The organism is uncultured Nitrosomonas sp. (assembly GCF_902826915.1).
Taxonomy (GTDB): Bacteria; Pseudomonadota; Gammaproteobacteria; order Burkholderiales; family Nitrosomonadaceae; genus Nitrosomonas.
This window is the reverse complement of record NZ_CADEGP010000059.1, coordinates 1-20052: the sequence shown is the minus strand read 5'-3', so window position 1 is coordinate 20052 and position 20052 is coordinate 1. Positions and strand designations below refer to the sequence as shown.

The 20052-nt window shown below is 42.0% G+C and carries 18 protein-coding genes and 5 tRNA genes; 18 read left to right on the top strand and 5 right to left on the bottom strand.

Translation table 11 applies throughout. From position 1 onward, the window contains the following. Positions 1-209: 209 nt before the first annotated feature. Positions 210-299 (bottom strand) — tRNA-Ser (locus tag QZV86_RS10650). Between the two features lie 269 nt (positions 300-568). Between QZV86_RS10650 and QZV86_RS10645 the strand changes: the two genes are divergently transcribed. The 11 genes from QZV86_RS10645 (at position 569) to lon (ending at position 13348) form a co-directional block, all read left to right on the top strand. Continuing rightward, positions 569-2371: a response regulator gene (locus QZV86_RS10645; protein ID WP_295627605.1), complete on the top strand. Its 1803-nt coding sequence runs from the start codon at positions 569-571 to the stop codon at positions 2369-2371. Between the two features lie 134 nt (positions 2372-2505). Further along, positions 2506-2961: an NUDIX hydrolase gene (locus QZV86_RS10640; protein ID WP_295627602.1), complete on the top strand. Its 456-nt coding sequence runs from the start codon at positions 2506-2508 to the stop codon at positions 2959-2961. Between the two features lie 4 nt (positions 2962-2965). Further along, positions 2966-4045: a tRNA 2-thiouridine(34) synthase MnmA gene (gene mnmA, locus QZV86_RS10635; RefSeq protein ID WP_295627609.1), complete on the top strand. Its 1080-nt coding sequence runs from the start codon at positions 2966-2968 to the stop codon at positions 4043-4045. A gap of 311 nt (positions 4046-4356) precedes the next feature. After that, complete coding sequence (locus tag QZV86_RS10630) at positions 4357-4647, top strand: co-chaperone GroES (RefSeq protein WP_013648311.1); 291 nt, start codon at positions 4357-4359, stop codon at positions 4645-4647. Between the two features lie 54 nt (positions 4648-4701). Beyond that, positions 4702-6351, top strand: coding sequence for a chaperonin GroEL (gene groL, locus QZV86_RS10625; RefSeq protein WP_295627597.1), 1650 nt, complete (start codon positions 4702-4704; stop codon positions 6349-6351). A 159-nt stretch (positions 6352-6510) separates the two neighbouring features. Further along, positions 6511-7257 (top strand): YciK family oxidoreductase, encoded by a 747-nt coding sequence (locus tag QZV86_RS10620; RefSeq protein WP_295627593.1) that lies wholly within the window; start codon positions 6511-6513, stop codon positions 7255-7257. A 74-nt stretch (positions 7258-7331) separates the two neighbouring features. Continuing rightward, positions 7332-7416, top strand: a tRNA-Leu gene (locus tag QZV86_RS10615). A gap of 104 nt (positions 7417-7520) precedes the next feature. Further along, positions 7521-8825, top strand: coding sequence for a trigger factor (gene tig / locus QZV86_RS10610; RefSeq protein WP_295627590.1), 1305 nt, complete (start codon positions 7521-7523; stop codon positions 8823-8825). Position 8826: 1 nt separating this feature from the next. Continuing rightward, positions 8827-9474 (top strand): ATP-dependent Clp endopeptidase proteolytic subunit ClpP, encoded by a 648-nt coding sequence (clpP, locus tag QZV86_RS10605; RefSeq protein ID WP_295627586.1) that lies wholly within the window; start codon positions 8827-8829, stop codon positions 9472-9474. Positions 9475-9537: 63 nt separating this feature from the next. Next, positions 9538-10815, top strand: a complete 1278-nt coding sequence (gene clpX, locus QZV86_RS10600; RefSeq protein ID WP_295627583.1) for an ATP-dependent Clp protease ATP-binding subunit ClpX — start codon at positions 9538-9540, stop codon at positions 10813-10815. Positions 10816-10933: 118 nt separating this feature from the next. Continuing rightward, the gene (gene lon / locus QZV86_RS10595) at positions 10934-13348 is read left to right on the top strand and encodes an endopeptidase La (protein WP_295627579.1); all 2415 of its coding nucleotides are present in this window, start codon (positions 10934-10936) and stop codon (positions 13346-13348) included. Between the two features lie 2 nt (positions 13349-13350). Here the strand turns inward: lon and QZV86_RS10590 are convergent, their stop codons facing one another. Continuing rightward, positions 13351-14103 (bottom strand): endonuclease/exonuclease/phosphatase family protein, encoded by a 753-nt coding sequence (locus QZV86_RS10590; RefSeq protein WP_295627576.1) that lies wholly within the window; start codon positions 14101-14103, stop codon positions 13351-13353. Positions 14104-14172: 69 nt separating this feature from the next. On the opposite strand from QZV86_RS10590, the gene QZV86_RS10585 reads away from it, so the two are divergent. Further along, positions 14173-14658, top strand: a complete 486-nt coding sequence (locus QZV86_RS10585) for a CDP-archaeol synthase (protein WP_295627573.1) — start codon at positions 14173-14175, stop codon at positions 14656-14658. 19 nt (positions 14659-14677) lie between these two features. Beyond that, complete coding sequence (locus tag QZV86_RS10580; protein ID WP_295627570.1) at positions 14678-15271, top strand: CDP-alcohol phosphatidyltransferase family protein; 594 nt, start codon at positions 14678-14680, stop codon at positions 15269-15271. A 345-nt stretch (positions 15272-15616) separates the two neighbouring features. On the opposite strand, the gene QZV86_RS10575 is transcribed toward QZV86_RS10580, so the two are convergent. The 3 genes from QZV86_RS10575 to QZV86_RS10565 all read right to left on the bottom strand — a co-directional run bounded on the left by QZV86_RS10575 (position 15617) and on the right by QZV86_RS10565 (position 15954). Then, positions 15617-15692 (bottom strand) — tRNA-His (locus QZV86_RS10575). Positions 15693-15765: 73 nt separating this feature from the next. Then, positions 15766-15842: transfer RNA gene (locus QZV86_RS10570), tRNA-Arg, on the bottom strand. A gap of 35 nt (positions 15843-15877) precedes the next feature. Further along, a tRNA-Pro gene (locus QZV86_RS10565) sits at positions 15878-15954 on the bottom strand. 142 nt (positions 15955-16096) lie between these two features. Here QZV86_RS10565 and QZV86_RS10560 point away from each other — a divergent pair. From QZV86_RS10560 to QZV86_RS10540, 5 genes are read left to right on the top strand one after another with little or no spacing between them, the layout of a single operon-like run. Beyond that, positions 16097-16771 carry a uracil-DNA glycosylase gene (locus tag QZV86_RS10560; protein ID WP_295627567.1) on the top strand — a complete coding sequence of 225 codons (675 nt, stop codon included), beginning with the start codon at positions 16097-16099 and terminating at the stop codon, positions 16769-16771. A 24-nt stretch (positions 16772-16795) separates the two neighbouring features. Next, positions 16796-16984, top strand: coding sequence for a 4-oxalocrotonate tautomerase family protein (locus QZV86_RS10555; RefSeq protein ID WP_013648300.1), 189 nt, complete (start codon positions 16796-16798; stop codon positions 16982-16984). Positions 16985-16989: 5 nt separating this feature from the next. Beyond that, the gene (uvrC, locus tag QZV86_RS10550) at positions 16990-18807 is read left to right on the top strand and encodes an excinuclease ABC subunit UvrC (protein ID WP_295627562.1); all 1818 of its coding nucleotides are present in this window, start codon (positions 16990-16992) and stop codon (positions 18805-18807) included. A gap of 32 nt (positions 18808-18839) precedes the next feature. Further along, the gene (pgsA, locus tag QZV86_RS10545) at positions 18840-19433 is read left to right on the top strand and encodes a CDP-diacylglycerol--glycerol-3-phosphate 3-phosphatidyltransferase (protein ID WP_295627559.1); all 594 of its coding nucleotides are present in this window, start codon (positions 18840-18842) and stop codon (positions 19431-19433) included. Positions 19434-19453: 20 nt separating this feature from the next. Then, positions 19454-19897 (top strand): YaiI/YqxD family protein, encoded by a 444-nt coding sequence (locus QZV86_RS10540; RefSeq protein ID WP_295627556.1) that lies wholly within the window; start codon positions 19454-19456, stop codon positions 19895-19897. Positions 19898-20052 lie beyond the last annotated feature (155 nt).

Sequence of the window (20052 nt, the reverse complement as noted above, 5' to 3'; positions counted from 1 at the left end):
TCATCTCTTCCTCCTCTCAAACCATTTTATCTCCGGAAATACCGGGACGATTCACTTTTTGTGTGGTAAAAATAGCTACCACGCAAATTACCACATTTTTTTGCTGGCTTCTAGCGGATTATTCTGGATTGCTATGGAATTGAAGTTCTTGTAAAGCAGCTTGTTTATTTTGTTTTGTGGATTGCTTTGGATTTATGCGGAAGGGGATGTGGCGGAGGCGGTGAGATTCGAACTCACGGTAGAGTCACCCCTACGGCAGTTTTCAAGACTGCTGCCTTAAACCGCTCGGCCACGCCTCCTTTTGCAAAACCTGCAGGCCGAATCATACCTTTTAGCGTGCTTCTTGGCTAGTTGTCGAACATCTAATTTATCAGTTAAGTAAATAATTATTGGAGGTAATGTCATTTATTCTTTATGATTGCTATATTGAATTCTCTGACTGCAAGAATATAATTATATGAATTTTTAATGAAATTTTATATTTACTGATTTTTGTTGGTACTATCTCGATGGATTTTTTGATTCAATCTAGGCATAGAAAAAGCGTATTCTGGAAGGTAGCAGATGTATGTGGTCGGATCCAGGAGTAGCAAAGCTAGAGCAGGTACGTATCAGCACCAATCAAGATATGGTGCGACGCATGCGTTTGGGTGGTTTGTTTTATGTTTTGTGTTGCGGTGCTATCGTGCTGATGTCTCCTGTGCTGCGCACGCAGCCTTATATTGCGCTCTTTGTCGCTCTGTTTATAATTCTGGCGATATCACGTTTTGTAGTTTATAAGCGTGCGCTGATTTTATTCGACAGAAATGAGCAACAGATAGAATATTCGATCTTAACGATCTATATCACAACGGCACTAGGTTGGACTATTTTTTTGATGTGGGTATTCCTGTCCATTAATATTCTGGATAGCAGCGTTACTTTAGCGGTCATTTCGACAGTCGGTTTTGTTGCAGGTGGTATAGCGGCTACTTCACCTCGCATTCAGTTGATGCTCGTCTATGCAGTGATAATTTATCTGCCTAGTCTTTTAAGTCTAGTATTATTTGTCCCAGGTGAAGGTGGTTTGGTATTGATGGTAATTGGACTTGCCTATTTCTTTTTTTCTGTACATAACGGTAAGCTGCAGCATCAGAATTATTGGGTTGCGCGGCAACAAGCTGTGCAATTGGAGAAACAAGCAATTGATCTGGAATACGCCCGCTTACAAGCGGAGAATGCGAATAAAGCTAAGTCGGCATTTTTGGCTGCCATGAGTCATGAGATCAGGACACCAATGAACGGCGTACTCGGAATGACTGAAATTCTGGCAACTACTTCACTTGATTCGGAACAAACAAATTATCTGAGTGTAATTCGTAATTCCGGGAAAACTCTGTTACGAGTCATTGATGATATTCTGGATTTTGCGAAAATAGAGGCGCATAAACTCAAAGTGGTTAATCGGTCATTTAACCTTCGTGCATTGGTTGATGAAGTGAATTTGCTATTTTGCGCCAAAGCCAGAGAATCATCGCTGAATTTTATTGTGAATTTCGAATGTAATCTATCTTTTAATCTTAATGGAGATCCTGATCGAATTAAACAAATTTTATTTAACCTGCTCGGTAACGCGTTTAAATTTACTGCAGAAGGGGAAGTTAAATTACAGATCGGTTGTTACCCCTTTGCAGATCAAAGTGGAGTTGAGGTAGAACTTATCGTTGCAGATACTGGGATAGGGATATCAACCGAGAATCAGACACGTTTGTTTCAGGAATTTTCACAAGTAGGTGAATCTACACAACATATTCGAGGTACCGGACTGGGCCTTGTGATTACACGCAATTTGTTATCACTAATGGGGGGCTCAATTACTGTATCCAGTGAAATTGGTAAGGGCGCAGAATTCCGTGCGCATATTCCCCTTAATTATGCAGCTGTTGATACCGTGATCTCTCAGCAAAGCCAATTAACTTCAAAGCAGTCCATAGCTATTATCAAGTCTCGTGCCTGTGTCTTGGTTGTTGAGGATAGTGATGTGAACCAGTTAGTCAGTAAAGCAATGTTGGAACGGTTGAATTGTGAGGTTGTTATTGTAAGTGATGGTGCGGAGGCAATTAGCGCGTTTACATCGCAACATTTTGATTTGATTTTAATGGATTGTAATATGCCTGTGATGGATGGGTTTGAGGCTACACGACGAATTCGTGCGCTTGAACAGGAGAAAAACGCTGTGCCGATTCCAATTGTTGCATTAACTGCCCATGCTTTTGATCATGTCAGGCAGGAATGCTTTACTGCTGGTATGAATGAGCATCTCAGTAAACCATTCGATGTCGCGCAGCTTAATCAGATGCTACAACAATTTGTTTCGATACGTTCGCCATAGTGTGAGGGCATTTGAGAATTCTGATTTATCGTAGCAGAGGCGAATGCTCCGGTGCGATAATAAGTAATATCGGATTAACGCTGGTTATTAAATACCCTGCTAAATGGCAGTTAATTTTTATTATTTGAGGAATTATGATTTGGAAACCTAATGTAACGGTTGCAGTTGTTGTTGAACAAAATGGCAAATATTTACTGGTGGAGGAGGAGCCTGAAACGGGTTGCGGATTGTTTCTAAATCAACCTGCAGGGCATCTGGATCCAGGAGAATCCATTATTCAGGGAGCGGTACGGGAGACACTGGAAGAAACTGGGTATACCTTCGAACCTGAATATGTATTGGGCGTATATCAGTGGTACTCACATCGTGTAGATACCACCTATCTTCGATTTGCGTTTGGCGGGCGTGTTACACATCACGATCCCGAACGGAAGCTCGATACAGGCATTTTGCGGGCGTCTTGGTTTGGCTTTGATGAAATTAATCAAATGATTCAGCGTCATCGCAGTCCTCTGGTTATGCAATGTATTCGTGATTACCTTGCCGGTAAGCGCTATTCATTGGAGTTGATGTTGCATTTTGAATCCTAAGATGATGACGAAGTGTCGTGTAATTGTTGGTATGTCTGGTGGTGTTGATTCATCTGTGGCTGCATATTTGCTGAAGCAACAAGGCTATGATGTTGTAGGGTTATTTATGAAGAATTGGGAGGATGATGATACTGATGAATATTGCTCTTCCCGGCAGGACTTTCTAGATGCCGTATCGGTTGCTGACGTTATTGATATTCCTATCGAAATTGTGAATTTCTCTGCCGAATACAAAGAGCGTGTATTTTCAAAATTCCTTGCAGAATACCAAGCCGGACGCACACCGAATCCTGATGTGTTGTGCAATGCTGAAATCAAATTTAAAGCATTTCTGGATCATGCAAATAAACTGGGTGCTGATTATATCGCAACAGGTCATTATGCCCGGGTGCGTAAAGTGGGTAGCGTTTTTCAATTATTAAAAGGTGAAGATGGAAACAAAGATCAAAGCTATTTTTTGTATCGGTTGAATCAAGCGCAACTTGCTAAGTCGCTTTTTCCAATCGGTCATCTCTATAAACGCGAAGTGCGTAAAATAGCCAGGGAGCTGAAGCTCCCGAATTACTCTAAAAAAGACAGTACGGGCATATGTTTTATTGGCGAGCGTCCGTTTCGTGAATTTCTTAATCGCTATTTACCGCATAAACCTGGAGAAATTCAAACAACTGATGGAAAAGTCATTGGTCAGCATATCGGATTAATGTACTACACCATAGGGCAGCGACAGGGGTTGGGGATTGGGGGCGTTCGGGATGGTGGCGATGAGCCATGGTTTGTAGCAGCCAAAGATATGATCAGAAATGTGTTGATTGTCGTTCAGGGACACAATCATCCGGATTTGTTTCATCCTTCCCTAAAAGCGATCAATTTAACCTGGATCGATGAAAAATATCCGCATTGCAATTGGGTTTACGCTGCAAAAACACGCTATCGCCAAACTGATGCGCCTTGCACAATTACAAATCTGTCACGTGAGTACTGTCAGGTAGAGTTTGCCCAAAATCAATGGGCAATCACCCCAGGGCAATCCGTTGTGATTTATGAGAGTCAAGTATGCTTGGGGGGAGGAGTTATATTGCAATGATTCTTGACGTCTCATTATTTTCAACTTGCAATTCCCCGTGGTCTTGCCGCGGGGATAGGTGCAGGGCGCGTGGAGCAAATTTATTGTATTGAATATTTCTGTTTAAGTTCATATTGTTAAATCAATTTTACAATTTTATTGTTTTTCCCTCTTGAAATTCTGAATCACAAACCCTACTATTAGCACTCGTGGTTACGGAGTGCTAATAATAATCCCAATATTAGAACCTTGACTGTCTTAGTAGTGTTAAAAGAATGATGTGCATTTATTGCGCAGATATTAGTTTATTAATTTTCAAAGGAGAGAACAGCATGAAAATTCGCCCTTTACATGATCGTGTTATCGTAAAGCGATTAGAAGATGAACGTAAAACAGCCTCAGGTATTGTTATTCCTGATAGCGCAGCAGAAAAACCAGATCAAGGTGAGATCTTGGCAATAGGCAAAGGGAAAGTCGGCGATGATGGAAAAATTCGTCCACTAGAAGTGAAAGTCGGCGATAAGGTGTTATTTGGCAAATATGCCGGGCAATCCGTCAAGGTTCAAGGCGAAGAACTTTTAGTCATGCGAGAAGAAGATATTATGGGTGTAATTGAAGGTTAATTCATTAGTTCAATGACACGCAAGAATAATGTATTGAGAGATTAGGAGAGAGTTATGTCAGCAAAAGAAGTGAAGTTTGGCGATTCAGCACGCCACAGGATGGTAGCCGGTGTGAATATTTTAGCCGATGCAGTAAAGGTAACATTAGGACCGAAGGGCCGGAATGTTGTTCTGGATCGTTCCTATGGTGCGCCTACCATTACCAAGGATGGAGTATCTGTCGCCAAAGAAATTGAATTAAAAGATAAATTTGAAAATATGGGCGCGCAGATGTTAAAAGAAGTAGCTAGTAAAACATCTGATGTAGCCGGCGATGGTACAACCACCGCAACCGTGTTGGCGCAAGCTATTGTAAAAGAGGGCATGAAATATGTAGCGGCCGGTATGAATCCAATGGATCTCAAACGCGGAATTGATAAAGCAGTAACCACAGCGGTTGGTGAGTTAAAGAAACTGTCAAAGCCATGTGCGACAGCAAAGGAAATTGCGCAAGTTGGGAGTATTTCTGCAAACTCGGACAATGAAATTGGCAAGATCATTGCGGATGCAATGGACAAAGTGGGCAAAGAAGGTGTAATTACAGTAGAAGATGGGTCGGGATTGCAAAATGAATTGGAAGTCGTTGAAGGTATGCAATTTGATCGCGGTTATCTGTCGCCCTATTTTGTGAGCAGCGCGGAAAAACAGATTGCGCTGTTAGATAGCCCATATATTTTGTTACATGACAAGAAAATTTCTAATATTCGTGACTTATTACCCATATTGGAACAGGTCGCAAAAGCAGGTAAACCGCTACTGATTATCGCTGAAGATGTTGATGGTGAAGCGCTTGCTACATTGGTCGTAAACAATATACGCGGTATTCTAAAAACTTGTGCAGTTAAAGCGCCTGGTTTTGGTGATCGTCGCAAAGCGATGTTGGAAGACATCGCAATTTTGACTGGCGGCACGGTTATTGCTGAAGAAGTTGGTTTGACATTAGAGAAAGCTACATTAAATGATCTGGGTCAAGCCAAACGCATTGAAGTAGGCAAAGAAAATACTACCATCATTGATGGCGCAGGCAATGCTGATAATATCCAAGGTCGCGTCAAGCAAATCCGCACTCAAATTGAAGAAGCTACCAGTGATTACGACAAAGAAAAACTACAGGAGCGTGTGGCTAAGCTTGCTGGTGGTGTCGCACTGATTAAAGTCGGCGCTGCTACTGAGGTTGAAATGAAGGAGAAAAAGGCTCGGGTTGAAGATGCGCTGCATGCAACGCGTGCTGCCGTGGAAGAAGGCGTTATCCCCGGAGGTGGTGTAGCATTATTGCGTGTAGTTTCGATTGTTAAGAAAACAAAAGGTGATAATCACGATCAAGATGCAGGTATAAAGATTGTTATACGCGCACTTGAAGAGCCTCTGCGTCAAATTGTATTGAACTGTGGTGATGAACCGTCTGTTGTTGTCAATAAAGTGGCTGAGGGTCAAGGAAATTTTGGCTACAACGCTGCAACTGGTGAATATGGTGACTTGGTTGCAATGGGTGTTTTGGATCCAACCAAAGTAACTCGTTCTGCTTTGCAGAATGCAGCTTCAGTTGCAAGCTTGATGTTAACCACTGATGCAATGGTTGCAGAATTGCCTAAGGAAGATGCGCCAGCTGGTGGTGGCATGGGTGGCATGGGTGGCATGGGTGGCATGGGTGGTATGGATATGTAAGGTAGATCCTTATTTTTATACTGTCTTTTGAATCACACAGACTTCAATCTTATATTGAGGTCTGTTTTTTTATGTCTACTAGCTAACTAGAGAAATAGAGATATTTATCAGGCGTTATATTTTTCTTAAAAAATACTTATTCGTGATAAATTTTTGGATATGAATAAATTAGAAAATTATTCTGCACCTAAAGATCTTTTGAAAGATCGCGTGATTCTTGTCACAGGTGCAGGGCAGGGGCTAGGGCGTGCGGCAGCATTATCTTATGCGAATCATGGAGCCACGGTGATTTTACATGGCCGTAAAGTAAAAAAATTGGAAAGCGTTTACGATGAAATAGAAAACATCGGTAAAGCGCAAGCTCTAATTTATCCACTTGATCTGGAACGTGCTGAAGAAAAGGATTTTTTTGTTCTGGCACATGCAGTAGCGCAGCAACTGGGGCGCTTGGATGGAATCTTGCATAACGCAACCTACTTGCCTGGTTTAAGCCCACTGGAGCATCAAACAATTGAGCAATGGCGAGCCTTGTTGCAGGTTAATTTGATTGCTCCTTTTGCATTAACAAAAGCATGTTTGCCGCTACTTAAAGCTTCCCCTGATGCGAGCATTATTATGACATCAAGTACGCACGGACATAATCCATCGGCTTACTGGGGTGGTTTTGCCGTTGCAAAAGCCGGTTTAGAAGCGTTAGTCAAGATACAGGCTGATGAATGGGGACAAATGTCAGATTTGCGCATTAATACAGTGATACCCGGCTTGGTGAATTCACCACAGCGCGTGATTACACACCCGGGTGAAATAAAACAAAAGATGCGTCAACCTGATGAGTTGATGCCGGTATATTTGTATTTGATGGGATTGGACAGCAGAGAAATAAGTGGTCAGACAATCTTGTGCTAATTGATAACGAGTCGAATGATCAGGCTGCGGTTAGTGGGATTAGAAGGTATAATTGATAATAAATAAAATGATATGCGAAAGTGGCGGAATTGGTAGACGCACCAGATTTAGGTTCTGGCGCCGAGAGGTGTGGGGGTTCGAGTCCCCCCTTTCGCACCAAGTTAAGTTAACATCAGGCTTACTGTCCGTAAGTGTTAATCAATAAATAACACAGTTAGTATTCGAATTATGTTAAAAAAAATTAATCAATCAGGAATTTTTTAATGGAATCAAATGTAGAGAACCTAGGTGCATTGGAACGTCGTTTCGACATTTCGATTTCTCTTGAAAAATTGCAAGGTGAAATTGATAATCGCTTAAGAAAGATGGCAAAAACAACCAAGTTTCATGGTTTTCGTCCTGGGAAAGTTCCGCTTACAATAGTTAAACAAATGTACGGTGTGCAGATACAGCAGGATGTGATCAATGATGCAATTCACAAAGAGTTTACAGATACCGTTAAGGAAAATAATTTAAAAGTTGTTGGCTACCCTCGCTTTGAGAATAAATTAGCCAATGAACATGACGCGCTTTATACAGTCAGTGCAACATTTGAAGTTTATCCTGAGATCATATTGGGTGATTTGAGTAACCAAGATGTCGAACGATTTGATGTGCAAGTTGACGAAGTTGATATTGATAAAACGATTGACATGATAAGTAAGCAACGTGTGACATACGAACCTATTGATCGCGCGGCAATTAAAGGAGATCGAGTCAAGATAGATTATCACGGTGTTATCAACGGAGATGATTTTGCAGGCGGGAAAGCCAATGATGTTCAATTGATACTCGGGGATGGAAAATTTCTAAAAGATTTTGAAAGTTCTTTGATAGGTATGAAAGCTGGAAATCATAAATCATTTGATGTTGTTTTTCCTCAAGAATACCATGGTAAAGATGTTGCTGGAAAAACAGTTACATTTGAAGTGAAAATGAATGAATTAGAAGCGCCGATATTGCCAACTGTGGATGTGGAATTTGCTAAATCGCTGGGTATTCCTGATGGAGACTTAAAGAAGTTACGCGAAGGGATAAAAAAAGATCTCGAACGTGAGGTCCATAAGCGTTCAAGGTCAAAGCTTAAAGAACAGATCATGAAAGCGATTTTGGAAACAACTCAAATTGAAGCGCCCACCGTTCTGGTTAATCAAGAAATGGATAGATTATTGCAAAATGCTAAAAGTGACCTTGAGGCACGAGGGATAAAAGGGAGCGAAATATCTCTGAAATCTGAGTTATTTAAAGAAAAAGCTGAATATCGTATCAAATTGGGATTAATTTTAGCAGAGCTTGTCAAAGTACATTCTATTAAAAATAATCCAGCACATGTTCGGAGCATAATAGAAAACGCGGCACAAAGTTATGAGAATCCTGAACAAGTTGTTAAATGGCACTACGCTTCCCCAGAGCGTCTACAAGAAGCTGAATCGTTAGCACTAGAAGAAAATATTGTCGATTGGGCGCTTGATCAAGTTAAATTAATCAATAAAACTATTACATTTGATGAGTTGATGGGGATATCTTAAGATGACACAAATATTTGATAGTATCCGTGATGTAGAGCCCAGAAACCTTGGGTTAATCCCTATGGTCATAGAGACTAGTGGTAGGGGGGAGCGTGCTTATGATATATATTCACGCTTATTGAAGGAAAGAGTCGTGTTTCTTGTTGGTCCCGTCACTGAAGCAAGTGCAAACCTAGTTGTTGCTCAATTTTTATTTTTAGAATCAGAGAATTCAGAAAAAGATATCTTTTTTTATATTAATTCACCAGGTGGCGTGGTTTCTTCCGGTTTGGCAGTTTATGATACGATGCAATATATTAAACCTGATGTTAGCACGCTGTGCATCGGTCAAGCTGCAAGCATGGGAGCGCTATTGTTGACTGCGGGTGCGAAAGGTAAACGTTATTGCTTGCCAAATTCAAGAGTTATGATTCATCAGCCACTGGGAGGCTTTCAAGGTCAAGCCTCGGACATTGAAATACATGCGCGCGAAATACTTTATCTAAAATCACGCTTGAATGAGATTATGGCTAAACATACAGAGCGATCAGTATCTGATATTGAAAAAGATACGGATCGTGATAATTTTATGAGTGCAACAGAATCTGTAAATTATGGTTTGGTGGATGCAGTTTTATCTCGCAGGAATGATGGTGATAGTGCAAATTAAGTAAATATTGATACGCAAATTTTTTAATCACGGGTATTTAACTCAATTAGTGTAGGAAAAAATATGCCAGACAAAGCTAGTAGTGAGAAACTTCTTTACTGTTCTTTTTGCGGCAAGAGTCAGCATGAGGTGAGGAAACTTATTGCTGGACCCTCGGTGTTTATTTGTGATGAATGCATTGATCTCTGCAATGACATAATTCGTGAAGAAATGCAAGGAGACGAGGCAACGAAGCTTGTTAAATCAAACTTACCTGTGCCGCGTGAAATCTGCCAAATATTAGATCAATATGTCATTGGACAAGAGTCTGCGAAGAAGATTCTTTCTGTGGCCGTTTATAATCATTACAAACGTCTAAGAAATATACCAAAGTCAGATAATGCTGAAGATATTGAGCTGTCAAAAAGTAATATCTTGTTGGTAGGTCCCACAGGTTCTGGTAAAACATTACTTGCGCAAACTTTGGCGCGACTCTTGGATGTGCCTTTTATTATGGCCGATGCCACTGCGTTAACGGAAGCGGGCTATGTTGGTGAAGATGTTGAGAATATTATTCAGAAATTACTTCAGAAATGTAATTACGATGCAGAAAAAGCGCAGAGAGGCATCGTTTATATTGATGAGATTGATAAAATTTCACGCAAATCGGACAACCCATCGATCACACGCGATGTTTCAGGCGAAGGAGTGCAGCAGGCGCTCTTAAAGCTGATTGAAGGAACTATTGCCATGGTTCCTCCGCAAGGTGGAAGAAAACATCCTAACCAAGAATTTATTCAAGTTGATACCACTAATATTCTGTTTATTTGTGGCGGCGCATTTGATGGACTCGATAAAGTAATTAGGACGCGTACCGAGAAAGGTGGGATTGGTTTCGGCGTTGAAGTAAGGAGTCGTACAGGAAAGGATGTAAATAAGGTATTGCAGCAAGTTGAACCAGAAGATCTGGTCAAATTTGGGCTAATACCTGAGTTCGTTGGACGCCTGCCAGTTGTCGCAACTTTAGAAGAGTTGAATGAAGCTGCATTAATTCAAATATTGACTGAACCAAAGAATGCACTTGTTAAGCAATATTGGAAAATGTTTGACATGGAAGGAGGTGTTGACCTTGAATTCCGGGAGCTAGCACTTAAAGCAATTGCAAAGAAAGCTTTGACCCGTAAAACGGGTGCCCGTGGCTTACGTTCTATTCTAGAAGAAATATTACTAGACATTATGTATGATCTTCCATCATTAGAGAATGTTACAAAAGTAGTTATTGATTACAATTCGACTAGTGATGACATTAAGCCAATTTTGATTTATTCGGACCAAGCTAAAGTTGCAAAACGTTCTAAATAATTGCTAAAAAACTTATTTAACAATTTCAGTAGAAATAAATGTGGTGTTATTTAAACTTGAATTTTTTCTTGTAGCGCATATATGTACTGTTAATTGTAAACTTTATTTGTGAGTTGATATGATTTCATTACTCGAAGACTCTGAGCAATTGGTATTGCCGCTATTACCATTGCGCGACGTAGTCGTTTTTCCTCATATGGTTATTCCATTATTTGTAGGAAGGCAAAAATCGATTAAAGCGCTTGAGCTCGCAATGGAAGCAAATAAAAATATTCTGCTTGTTGCTCAAAAAATAGCTTCTAAAGATGACCCCGTTCCTGAAGATTTATATGAAGTGTGTAGCATCGCTAGTTTATTGCAGATGCTGAAATTACCAGACGGAACAGTTAAGGTTCTAGTGGAAGGTAATCATCGAGCAAATATTTTAGAGTTTATTGATTCGGGGACTCATTTTTCTGGTAGGGCATCGCCAATATTGTTGTCTGACTCTACAGATGATTCCGAGGCCGAAGCAATGCGACGGGCTATTCTGGCTCAGTTTGATCAATATGTAAAACTAAATAAAAAAATCCCGCCAGAGATCATTACTTCTCTCAGTAGTATCGATGAGGCAGGGCGTTTGGCCGATACAATTGCAGCCTATTTGCCATTAAAACTCGAACAGAAACAAGAGATATTGGAAATTTTTGATGTAACTAAGCGCCTGGAACATTTACTAGGATTGCTGGAAACTGAGCTCGATATTTTACAAGTAGAGAAACGTATTCGCGGTAGAGTAAAGCGGCAAATGGAAAAGAGCCAACGGGATTACTATCTTAATGAGCAGGTAAAGGCTATTCAGAAGGAACTGGGTGAAGGTGAAGATGGGGCAGATATTGAAGAAATTGAGAAAAAAATAAAATCGGCTCAAATGCCTAAAGATGCTTTGGCAAAAGCTGAATCAGAATTAAAGAAACTTCGCTTAATGTCTCCAATGTCGGCAGAAGCCACTGTAGTTCGAAATTATATTGATGCGTTGGTTGCATTGCCATGGAAGAAAAAGAACAAAATTAATAGTGACTTAAAATCAGCGGAAGCTGTTCTTGAAAAAGATCATTATGGCCTTGAAAAAGTTAAAGAACGAATTGTCGAGTACTTGGCTGTACAACAGCGTGTGAGTAAAATGAAAGCACCGATTATTTGTTTGGTAGGTCCGCCTGGTGTGGGTAAAACATCTCTTGGGCAATCAATTGCTCATGCAACCAATAGAAAATTTGTGCGGATGTCACTGGGCGGTGTACGTGATGAGGCTGAGATTCGTGGGCATCGACGTACCTATATTGGGTCAATGCCGGGTAAGATTTTGCATAATATGAGCAAAGTAGGTATCAAGAATCCGTTATTTTTGCTTGATGAGATTGACAAGATGGGTATGGATTTTCGTGGGGATCCATCTTCAGCTTTGCTGGAGGTTCTTGATCCAGAACAAAATAGTACCTTCGTGGATCATTACATTGAGGTTGAATATGATTTGTCAGATGTCATGTTCGTAGCGACAGCAAATACACTAAATATTCCTCCGGCTCTGCTTGACCGTATGGAAGTAATTCAATTATCTGGATACACGGAAGAGGAAAAATTAAATATCGCTACGCAGTATTTATTAACTAAACAAATGCATAATCATGGTATTAAAGAGAGCGAATTAATGGTTTCTGATTCTGCATTGCGGGATATTGCGCGTTATTACACGAGAGAGGCCGGTGTGCGTGCAATGGAACGAGAAATTTCAAAAATTTGCCGAAAAGCTGTAAAAGCACTATTACTTAAGAAAACAAAAAATAAAATTTCTGTTACGTCACGTAATCTGGATAAATTCCTTGGGATTAGGCGTTATACCTATGGCGTTGCAGAAGAAAAAAATCAAGTTGGACAAGTAACTGGATTGGCTTGGACAGAAGTAGGGGGTGAGTTATTGACCATAGAAGCTGCGGTATTACCAGGAAAAGGGAAAACCATTACAACGGGTAAATTAGGAGAAGTGATGCAGGAATCTATTCAGGCAGCTCTTTCTGTAGTTCGGGTTCGATCTCATCTGTTAGCTATCCCTGAGGATTTTTACCAAAAAAATGATATTCACGTACACCTTCCAGAAGGCGCAACGCCCAAAGATGGACCTAGCGCAGGTATCGGCATTTGCGTTGCGATGATATCGGCTCTAACAAATATTGCGGTTCGGGCTGATATCGCCATGACTGGTGAAATTACTTTAAGAGGTGAAGTACTACCGATCGGCGGACTAAAAGAAAAATTGTTAGCAGCACATCGAGGTGGTATTAAGGCGGTGATTATTCCTGAAAAGAACGTGAAGGATTTAACCGAAATTCGCCCAAATATTAAAAATGATTTGACTATCTATCCTGTTAAATGGATAGATCAGGTAATTGATTTAGCACTGGAACATAAACCAGAACTACATTCTACTCCGATTGTACAGCCAGCTTTGCCATCGGGTAACGAAGAAAAATTAATAGAAACAGTCATTAAGCATTAAAATTAGAGTCTAAACTCGGCAAGAAGCGGAATATGATCTGATAGCCGGTGCCAGGGTTGACCGTGCAGGCGATTGCAATCGATAATATCGAGCCCTCGATAATAGATGCGATCCATTGACAATACAGGCATCCATGCTGGGAATGTGCGTGCGTAAGCTCCATGGGTGATTTTAAATACCTCTTTGACGCCGAGGTCGCGATGTAAATAGCGTTCGGCTTGTTCTCGCCAATCATTAAAGTCGCCTGCAATAATTAACGGTTCATTGGATGAAACATGCGTGATGATCCGTTTAACCAACGTCGAAAGTTGACGCTCTCTTTCGTGACCAAATAACCCGAAATGAATACAAATGATGTGAATTCTCTGATGAGTTTCAGGGATTTTAATTACGCCATGCAGCAGACTTCTACTCGCCGATCGCAGCATTGAAACATTAATATTATCCCATTCAATAATCGGATATTTACTTAATATTGCATTGCCATGATGCCCGGAATTATAAATGGCATTTTTACCATAAGCATAGTGGTGCCAAACTTGATCGGCAAGAAATTCAAACTGCTGGGTATTGTGCCAATTATCAAACCTCTGATTAGATATTCTGCGCTCACCATGTACTTCTTGTAAAAGAACGATATCAGCATCAATATGACGTAGAAAATTCTTTATTTCATGAAGAATAAAACGCAAATTCGTTGCACTGAATCCTTTGTGAATATTATAGGTTAAAACTTTTAGCGATGTGCTAGCCATATGACTCCTGAATTTTGGCGTTTTTTATGAGTCAAAGAAATTCGGCATCATCAATTAACTGAATCATCAATGACAATCGAATTACTCCAGCTATTATTCATAATTATAATCGCAAATGGCGCGCCGATATTGGCGCGAATGCTACTCAATAATCATTTGAATACCGCTGTTGATTTTGGCACCAAAATGGCGGGCGGTAACTCGATATTTGGAACCTCAAAAACTTGGCGAGGTGTTTTTGCTACATTACTCATCTCGCCCATTGCTGTTTTGACATTTGGTTACACTGCGGAAATAGGTATTCTGATTGCTATTGGTATAATTTCCGGGGATTTATTCTCCAGTTTTGTCAAACGTCGATTGGGAATGGCGCCAAGCAGCAAAGCGCCGTTACTGGATCAAATTCCGGAATCGCTTATTCCCGCGCTGATGATGATGCATATTTTTAACCTCTCTTTATTAAGTGTTTTATTTTTGGTTTTTGCGTTTACTGTCATTGACATGATTATTACGTATTTTCTCTATCACTGGCGGATACTCAGAAAGCCCTGTTGATTGTCAGCAGATTATTGTTATGGGTCGTACTAAAGAACAAATAGTTAATCTACCTAACTTGGTCAGCGTGATCCGGATATTATTGGCGCCGGTGATGTTTTATTATGCATTCAAACAGCAACCCTACTGGTTTTTTGGAGTATTGTTACTTGCGATATTTACTGATGTGCTTGATGGATTGCTTGCCAGAATATTAGATCAAGCAACCACATTAGGGTCTCGTCTTGATAGCTGGGGCGATTTTATTATCTATTCAACAATGGCGATATGCGCTTGGATATTATGGCCAGATATCATGCTGCGCGAGAAATTCTACTTTATCATCATTGTTCTTAGCTTTACCTTGCCTGTTCTAGTTGGTCTTATCAAATTTCATGCAATAATCAGTTACCATACTTGGAGTGTAAAGATCGCTGTAGCTATAACTGCCATCAGTTATATTTTGCTGTTCGCTGAAATATTAGACTGGCCTTTTAGAATAGCCACTTTGTTTTGCGTATATGCAGCCATAGAAGAAATTGCGATCACACTACTGATCCGCTGTCAGCGCGTGAATGTCAAAACAGTTTGGCAGGTATTAAAAAATAACAAGAACACGCATAACAGTATGTGATTCTTGCTTAGATCTTACGATTATATCCCCGCAATAGCTTGTTTTTGTAATGGTTCTTCTGGTTGTTATTAGCCCTGGTGGATGTATCTCTTATTAATGAAATAGATATCCAGAATAGGATTTGCGTGATCAGAGAAACTAGAAAATATTCTATTTTCTAAGTCTTTGTCCGATTTAAGTGCTTTCCCTAGTGCAATTATCAGTGTCAGCACAATAAAAAGAACTGCTACCTTTAGTAGCCATTGAATCATGTGTTTATTTTTCATTAAATTACAATTAAAAAAATAATATCATTCGACTCATCTTACAAAATTCTCTTTTTGTCTTTGTAAGCTATTGATCTTTTGGGGTGACTGATGGGACTCGAACCCACGACGACCGGAATCACAATCCGGGACTCTACCAGCTGAGCTACAGCCACCATAGAAACACGTGTTGCGGTTATTCTGCACAAACTAAACAGGCACTTCAAACCACGGTTGAAGAAATATTTATGGCGTGCCCGACAGGAATCGAACCTGTAACCCCCAGCTTAGAAGGCTGGTGCTCTATCCGATTGAGCTACGGGCACCAAGTCGGGTTTGCTCTAAATATCAGGGCTAAAATTGGTCGGGGTGGAGAGATTTGAACTCCCGACATCCTGGTCCCAAACCAGGCGCGCTACCAGGCTACGCTACACCCCGGAAAAGGCGACACTATACCTTTTTAGGCTGGAAACGTCAATTTATCGTCAGTGATAAAATGAATTGAATCAGCAAAAAATTAATCCTCGATTAAGCTGGTGCGCATACAATATCCTTTTTGCTTTTTGAGTGCTTTTCCATCATGACTGATGTTTCACTGCATGCCTTTGATCAGGCTATTCTGAACTGTCAGCAATGCCCGCGTTTGTCCGGTTTCTTGCAGACCGTGAAGGATCAGTATCCGGATTATCATGCACGCCCGGTGATTGCGTTTGGCGAGGCCGCGCCGAAGCTTTTAATCGTAGGCCTGGCACCCGGTATGCACGGTGCAAACCGTACTGGACGGCCGTTTACCGGAGATTATGCGGGAATTTTATTGTATCAGACCTTGCATCAATTTGGCTTTGCCACGCGAAATGACTCGATTTCAGCGGATGATGGATTGCAACTGGTGGATTGCCGCATTACCAATGCAGTGAAATGCCTGCCACCGGAAAACAAGCCGATCCCAAAGGAAATTAGGCAGTGTAACCAATATCTGTCGACTGAAATTAATCAGTTTGTGCAAGGTGGTGGTATTGCTGTGCTGGTGCTGGGTACGGTGGCGCATCAAGCCGTTTTGATGAGCTTGCAGTTAAAAGCAAAAAACTATCCGTTTGCGCACGGTGCGGTACACGCAGTGCCGTCATCATCGAACAATGGTTTGCGACTTTATGACAGCTATCATTGCAGCCGCTACAATACACAGACCAAGCGCTTGACCGCAGAAATGTTTGCGCAGGTGTTTGCACAAATCGTTGCTGATATCAAAAAATAACTCAATCAACTACCAGGAGAATTTATGCCTTATGTCAATATCCGTGTTGCTGGCACACTAACCCGCGAGCAAAAGCAGCAGATTGCCACCGAATTAACCGATACATTGGAACGTGTCGCGAATAAACCGAAATCCTACACTTACATCAGTTTTGACGAACTTCCTGACGAAAATTGGGCCGTGGCAGGAAAATTATTAGGTGGTGAGGATTAAACAGTTTGTCGAACAGCGGCTTTGACGCCAAGGAATTTTGTAGCAACCTACCGTTGCAGCCGGGTGTTTATCGCATGATCAACGCCGTGGGCGAGGTGATCTACGTCGGCAAGGCGGTCAGTTTAAGAAAGCGCGTCGCTTCCTATTTTCAGAAAAGCAATCTGGCACCTAGAACCCAGTTGATGGTTTCGCAAGTGACTGGAATAGAAACTACCGTGACGCGTTCGGAAGCTGAGGCGTTGTTGCTGGAAAACAATCTGATCAAAAGCCTGAAGCCGCGCTATAACATTCTGTTTCGTGATGATAAGTCCTATCCCTATGTGATCTTGAGTGGACATGAGTTTCCACGCTTAGGATTTTATCGCGGTGCATTGGATAAAGCGCATCAGTATTTTGGACCCTATCCAAACGCGGGCATTGTGCGCGAAAGCATTCAGTTGCTGCAAAAAATTTTTCGTTTACGTACTTGCGAAGATAGCGTTTTCAGTAATCGCACACGTCCGTGCTTGCTGTATCAGATCAAGCGTTGCAGTGGTCCGTGCGTCAGCCGGATCAGTCAACAAGAATATCAAACCGACGCCAAAAATGCCGAGCTGTTTTTGCAAGGCAAGCAAACTGAAGTGATGGAAGTGATCAGCGTCAAGATGCAACGTGCTTCCGAACAATTAGAATTTGAACAAGCAGCGGTATTGCGTGATCAGGCCCAAGCGTTGCGCCGGATTCGCGAAAAGCAGTTTGTCGATAGCGGCAAGGCGCTGGATGCTGATGTGGTGGCCTGTATGGTATCTCCGGATGGGTCGGGGAAAGCGTGCGTCAACCTGGCGATGATTCGAGGAGGGCGTCATTTAGGGGACAAAAGTTTTTTCCCGCAAAATGCGAATGATTACAATGCAGCGAACGTGGTTGAGGCATTCCTGGCGCAGCACTATCTGAATCGCAGTGTGCCACCATTGATTATTCTGGGTGAAAAAATCGAGCGTGAAGCGTTGCAGGCGTTATTAACTGAACAGTGCGGCCATAAAATTACCCTGCAACTCAATCCGATCGGTGAGAAACGTGCTTGGCTTGATATGGCAACTGAAAATGCTCTCTTGGCTTTGAAACAAATGATGAGCCGTCACGCCAGTCAGGAAAAGCGCTTGCTGGCCTTGCAGCAGGAATTGCAGATGCCCGGCTTGCAACGCATTGAGTGTTTTGACATTAGCCATACCTTGGGTGAAGCTACCGTGGCATCGTGCGTGGTGTACGATAATTTTGCCATGCGCAATAACGAATACCGCCGCTATAACATCGAAGGCATTACGCCTGGCGACGATTATGCCGCAATGCGGGAAGCGCTATCCCGGCGCTATCAAAAAGTGATTAGCGGCGAAGGCCAATTGCCGGATCTGATTCTGATCGATGGCGGTAAAGGGCAGGTGAGTGCAGCGCAGGAAGCTTTGCAGGAATTGGGCATCAATGATGCGAGTTTATTGGGCGTGGCTAAAGGCGAACAACGCAAGCCCGGGCTGGAACAATTGATTTCTCCCTTATTCGAAAAGCCGTTACAATTACCCAGTGAACACGCAGCATTGCACTTAATCCAACAAATCCGCGATGAAGCGCACCGTTTTGCGATTCAAGGACATCGTGGCCGGCGTGGCAAAACCAGAACCAGCTCCAGCCTGGAAAATATCGACGGTGTCGGTGCTAAACGCCGGCAGCGTTTGTTAGGGCGATTTGGCGGATTAAAAGGCGTATTGACGGCGAGCATTGAAGAATTACAGCAAACTGAAGGAATCAGCCGCAAATTGGCGGAAAAGATTTATCGAGAATTACATTAACTCCATTACAACTTACTTTTAAGTGCCATTTCATGCCTTATAACCTGCCTAATTTATTAACCTGGTTACGTATTCTGGCGATTCCGTTATTTGTGGGTATTTTTTATTTGCCCCACTCCTGGCTATCACCGTCTAACCAGAATCTCATTGCTACACTAATTTTTGCTGGTGCAGCTATTACCGACTGGTTGGATGGCTACCTGGCACGTGTGCTCAACCAAACTTCCGCATTCGGCGCGTTTTTGGATCCAGTGGCTGACAAACTAATGGTGTGTGCAGCATTGATTTTGCTGGTTTACTTGGGTCGATTGGATGCGCCCCTCGCGTTAGTGATTATCGGGCGGGAAATTACGGTTTCGGCGCTGCGCGAATGGATGGCACAGATTGGTCAATCCAAAAGTGTCGCGGTATCGTTTCTGGGTAAAATCAAGACTACATCACAAATGATCGCCATCCCACTGTTACTGTACCATGAAAATATCGGCGAACATTTCGACGCGCAACAAATTGGCACGTGGCTAATCTATATTGCCGCAGTATTAACACTGTGGTCGATGTTTTATTATTTAAAGGCCGCATTGCCGCAAGTGTTGAAGAGTGACAAAAGTTATTCCGATGAACATTAATTCGACCTGGGCGATCACGCATGAAAATATGGATTGATGCCGATGCCTGTCCGGTTGTTATCAAAGAAATTTTATTTAGAGCCGCTGCAAGAACGCGACGGCACTTAATACTGATTGCCAATCATCCCGTGTATATACCCCCCTCGCCGTTTATCCGCATGCAACAGGTGGAATCCGGGTTTGATGTGGCGGATAACGAAATCGTCAAACGCCTGGAAGGCGGGGATCTCGTGATTACCAGCGATATTCCGCTGGCCGCGGAAGTCATCAGAAAAGATGGTTTTGTGCTCAGTCCGCGAGGTGAGCTGTATACCAAGGAAAATATCGGCGCGCGTTTAAGCATGCGCGATTTCATGGAAGCCTTGCGTAACAGCGGCGTTGATACCGGTGGTCAGTCCTCCTTGAGTCAGAATGACCGTAAGTCGTTTGCCAATCAATTGGATAAATTGCTGGCGCAATGCTAGGAGTCTGTCGCTGATGATTGATACTGTGCAAGTTAGCGTGGCGATTTCTTGCTTTGTTGAAACAGTGCTCTTGTGTCAATTGTTAGTTTATTGGTATGTCGTGAGCTATAGTCAAATCTGGTGTATGAGAATCAAGCGACCTGCTGTTTTTGATC